The organism is Micromonospora sp. R77 (genome assembly GCF_022747945.1).
Taxonomy (GTDB): domain Bacteria; phylum Actinomycetota; class Actinomycetes; order Mycobacteriales; family Micromonosporaceae; genus Micromonospora.
In genome coordinates this window covers 1-4,908 of record NZ_JALDST010000004.1, presented here as the reverse complement: position 1 = coordinate 4,908, position 4,908 = coordinate 1, and the positions used below count along the sequence as shown (strand labels likewise).

Below are 4,908 nucleotides of genomic sequence, written 5' to 3'. Positions count from 1 at the left end.
GGGCGCACCACGGCAGCGTCTCCCGGGAGGAGCGCAAGCACATCGAGGAGGCGCTCAAGTCCGGGCAGCTCCCGGCCGTGGTCGCCACCTCCAGCCTGGAGCTGGGCATCGACATGGGCGCGGTCGACCTGGTGGTGCAGATCGAGGCGCCGCCGAGCGTCGCCGCCGGCCTGCAACGGGTCGGCCGGGCCGGGCACCAGGTCGGCGCGGTCTCCCGCGGCGTGGTCTTCCCGAAGCACCGCGGTGACCTGCTCTCCTGCACGGTGGTCGCCGAGCGGATGACCGAGGGGGCGATCGAGGAGCTGCACTACCCGCGCAACCCGCTCGACGTGCTCGCCCAGCAGATCGTGGCGATGGTGGCCCTGGAACCGTGGCGGCTCGGCGACCTGGCCGTGCTGGTCCGCCGGGCGGCGCCCTTCGCCGAGCTGCCCGACTCGGCGCTGCACGCGGTGCTCGACATGCTCTCCGGGCGCTACCCGTCGACCGCCTTCGCCGAGCTGCGACCGCGGCTGGTCTGGGACCGGGCCGCCGACGTGCTCACCGGGCGGCCCGGCGCGCAGCGGCTCGCGGTGACCAGCGGCGGCACCATCCCCGACCGGGGGCTCTTCGGCGTCTTCCTGGCCGGCGCGGAACGCGCCGCCCGGGTCGGCGAGCTGGACGAGGAGATGGTCTACGAGTCCCGGGTCGGTGACGTGTTCCTGCTCGGCTCCTCGTCCTGGCGGATCGAGGAGATCACCCCCGACCGGGTGCTGGTCTCCCCCGCCCCCGGCCAGGCCGCCCGGATGCCGTTCTGGAAGGGCGACCAGCTCGGCCGCCCGGTCGAGCTGGGCCGTGCCATCGGCGCCCGGGTCCGGGCCCTGCTGCGGCAGGGCGACACCGACGCGACCGCCGCGCTGCGCGCCGGTGGGCTGGACGACTGGGCCGCCGGCAACCTGCTGGCCTACCTGCGGGAGCAGAAGGAGGCCACCCGCTCGCTGCCCGACGATCGGACGGTGGTGGTCGAACGGTTCCGTGACGAGTTGGGCGACTGGCGGCTCGCCGTGCACTCGGTGCTCGGCGCCCGGGTCAACGGGCCGTGGGCGCTCGCCATCGGCCGCCGGCTCGCCGAGCGCTACGGCGTGGACGCCCAGGTGATGCCCTCCGACGACGGGATCGTGGTCCGGCTGCCGGACACCGCCGACGAGCCGCCCGGCGCCGACGTGGTGGTCTTCGAGCCCGACGAGATCGCCCAGCTCGTCGAGGAGTCCGTCGGCACGTCCGCGCTCTTCGCGTCCCGGTTCCGCGAGTGCGCGGCCCGCTCGCTGCTGCTGCCCCGCCGCGACCCGCGCCGCCGCCAGCCGCTCTGGCAACAGCGCCAACGCGCCGCCCAACTCCTCGACGTCGCCCGGGAGTACGCCGACTTCCCGGTCACCCTGGAAGCCGCCCGGGAATGCCTCCAGGACGTCTTCGACCAGCCCGCCCTGGCCGGGCTGATGCGCGACCTCGCGGCCCGCAAGGTGCGGCTGGTCGAGGTGGAGTCCGAACGGCCGTCGCCGTTCGCCCGCTCGCTGCTCTTCGGGTACGTCGGCGCCTTCCTCTACGAGGGCGACGCGCCGCTGGCCGAGCGGCGGGCCGCCGCGCTCGCCCTCGACTCCGGGCTCCTCGGTGAGCTGCTCGGCCGGGTCGACCTGCGGGAACTGCTCGACCCGGCGGTGCTCGCCGAGACCGAGCGGCAGCTGCGCTGGCTGACCGAGCAGCGGCGCCCCCGCGACGCCGAGGACGTGGTGGAGCTGCTCCGGGTGGTCGGTGACCTGTCCGAGGCCGAGCTGGTCGAGCGGGGCGCACCCGTCGGGTGGCTCACCGAGCTGGAGTCCGCCCGCCGGGTGCTGCGGGTGCGGATCGCCGGCGAGGAGCGCTGGGTCGGCGTGGAGGACGCGGCCCGGCTGCGCGACGCGCTCGGCGTGGCGCTGCCGGTCGGGGTCGCCGAGGCGTACCTCGCACCGGTGGCCGACCCGCTCGGCGACCTGGTCGCCCGGTACGCCCGCACCCACGGCCCGTTCGCCGCCGCCAGCTGCGCCGCCCGGTTCGGGCTGGGCGTCTTCGTGGTGGAGCAGGCGCTGCGCCGGCTCGCCGCCACCGGGCGGGTCGTCTCCGGCGAGTTCGCCCCGGACAGCGTCGGCACCCAGTGGTGCGACGCCGAGGTGCTGCGCCTGCTGCGCCGCCGCTCCCTGGCCGCGCTGCGCCGGGAGATCGAACCGGTGCCGCCCCGGGCGCTGGCCGCGTTCCTGCCCCGCTGGCAGCAGGTCGGCTCGTCGGCCCGGGGCGTGGAGGCCCTCGCCGCCACCGTCGAACAGCTCCAGGGCGCGACGGTGCCCGCGTCCGCGCTGGAACGGCTGGTCCTGCCCGCCCGGGTCGCCGACTACTCCCCCGCCCAACTCGACGAGCTCTGCGCCAGCGGTGAGGTGCTGTGGGCCGGCTCCGGCGCGATCTCCGGGGGCGACGGCTGGGTCACCCTCGCGTACGCGGACGCCGCGCCGCTGCTGCTTCCCCCACCGGACGAGGCGCTGACCCTGACCCCGTTGCACGAGGCGGTGCTCGACGCGCTCGCCGACGGGCAGGCGCTCTTCTTCCGCTCGCTGTCCGACCGGGCCGGCGCCACCGACGACGCCGCGCTGAGCGCCGCCGTCTGGGACCTGGTCTGGGCCGGACACCTCACCAACGACACCCTCGCCCCGCTGCGGGCGGCGCTCGGCGGCGGGGGCGCCCGGTCCCGCCCGTCCGCGCCGCGTACCCGCTACCGCCGGCCGGGCCGGGTGGCCCTGCCCAGCCGTAGCGGCCGCCCACCATGGCCGGTCGCTGGTCCCGACTGCCCGAGCGGGACCTCGACCCCACCCGCCGCGCCGCCGCCCTCGCCGACCTGCTGCTGGAACGGCACGGCGTGGTCACTCGGGGCGCTGTCATGGCCGAGCAGGTGGTCGGCGGCTTCGCCGCGGTCTACCCGGTGCTGTCGGCACTGGAGGAACGAGGGGCCGCCCGGCGCGGCTACTTCGTCGAAGGGCTGGGCGCCGCGCAGTTCGCCGTGCCCGGGGCGGTGGACCGGATCCGCGCCCTCGCCGACCCGGCCGACGGAGGTCGGAGTCGTGGCGGCCCCACCCTGGTGCTCGCCGCGACCGACCCGGCCAACCCGTACGGCGCGGCACTGCCCTGGCCGGAGCGGGTGGTCGACTCCGGCGACGGCACCGCCCCGACCACCGGCCACCGGGCCGGGCGGAAGGCCGGCGCGCTGGTCGTGCTGGTCGACGGCGACCTGGTGCTCTACGTCGAACGGGGCGGGCGGACGATCCTCTCGTTCACCGACGACACCGACGCGCTCGCCGCGGCGGGCAAGGCCCTCGCCGACGCGGTGCACTCCGGGGCGCTCGGGGCGATGTCCGTCGAACGGGCCGACGGCGAGGCGGTGCACTCCTCGCCGCTGCGGGACGCGCTGACCGCCGCCGGCTTCCGGGCCACCCCCCGCGGGCTACGCCTCCGCAGCTGACCCCGCACCCCGCGCTCAATCCTGGACCGAGTGGTGTCGGATGGCGCCGGAGGCCACGACATCCAGGATCGAGCGCGATCCTGCGGCAGCGGCAGCCGCGGCGGGTGAGCGGCGGACGGGGCGAGGCGGGCGGGTAGGGTGGCCGCAGCCGGACATGGAGCACGGGACGGTGTGATGGGCACGATCGAAGTCCGACCCGGGCCGGCGCGCGACCGCGACGAGGTGACGGCCCCGCACACAGGTGGGCGGGGCGGCCCGGACGGCGGCAACGGCACCCCCGTGGCGTACGCCGAGCCCGGGCGCCCGCCGACCGGGAGCCGCACGTGACCGACGTACCGTGGATCTCGCTGACCACCGACTACGGCCTCGCCGACGGGTTCGTGGCGGCCTGCCACGGGGTGATCGCCCGGCTCGCTCCGGCGGCCCGGGTGCTCGACGTGACCCACCTGATTCCCCCGGCCGACGTCCGCCGGGGCGCGGCGGTCCTCGCTCAGACGGTGCCGTACCTGCCGGTCGGGGTGCACGTGGCGGTGGTGGACCCGGGTGTCGGGACGAACCGGCGCGGGGTGGCCCTGGCGACGCCCGGCGGGCTGCTGGTCGGGCCGGACAACGGGCTGCTGCCCGACGCCGCCACGGCGCTCGGCGGGGTCACCGCGGCGGTCGAGCTGACCAATCCGGAGTGGCTGGGGCCGGTGGTGTCCCGCACCTTCCACGGCCGGGACGTGTTCGCCCCGGTAGCGGCCCGGCTGGCGCTCGGCGCGCCGCTGGCCGGGGCGGGTCCGGCGGTCGAGCCGGCGACACTGGTCCGGCTGCCCGACCCGGTGGTACGGCCGACCGCCGGTGGGTTCGAGGCCGAGGTGCTGACCGTGGACCACTTCGGCAACGTGCAGCTCGCCGCGCCGGGTGCCCTGCTGGCGCCGCTGCCTCCCCGCGTGCGGGTGGCGGGACGGGCGGCGGCCCACGGCCGTACCTTCGGCGACGCCCCCGCCGGTGACCTGGTGGTGTACGTCGACTCGGCCGGATTGGTGGCGGTCGCGGTGAACACCGGCCGCGCGGCCGACCTGCTCGGGGTGCGTCCCGGTGAGCTGGTGGCGGTGACCGGCACCTGAGATCGGCCGTCCCCGGGGAGCGTTGACTGTGGAATGCTGCTCCGGTGGGTGATCACAGTGTTGCTGCCGCCTGTCCCTGCTGCGCCGCCCGGACCGGTGGCGGCACCTGTCCGGTCTGTTTCTGGACGGACGACGGGCAGTCCGATGCGGACGCCGACGTGGTGCGGGGCGGCCCGAACGGTGACCTGAGCCTCTCCCACGCCCGGCTCAACTTCGCCGTCTACGGCGCCAGCCACCCGCGCTACCAGGACATGGTCCGCCCGGCCCGGCCGGACGAGCGCC

At 76.7% G+C, this 4,908-nt stretch carries 2 protein-coding genes and 1 pseudogene; all 3 read left to right on the top strand.

Annotated elements, in window-relative coordinates; genetic code table 11:
• Positions 1 to 3,517: pseudogene (locus MRQ36_RS32705) on the top strand (helicase-related protein); the annotation flags it as partial.
• 323 nt (positions 3,518 to 3,840) lie between these two features.
• On the top strand, positions 3,841 to 4,626 hold the full coding sequence (locus MRQ36_RS32700) for an S-adenosyl-l-methionine hydroxide adenosyltransferase family protein (protein WP_242797862.1): 786 nt from the start codon (positions 3,841 to 3,843) through the stop codon (positions 4,624 to 4,626).
• Positions 4,627 to 4,670: 44 nt separating this feature from the next.
• Positions 4,671 to 4,908, top strand: a 238-nt coding sequence (locus tag MRQ36_RS32695; protein WP_242801678.1) for a CPCC family cysteine-rich protein, incomplete at its 3' end; no start/stop codon positions are given.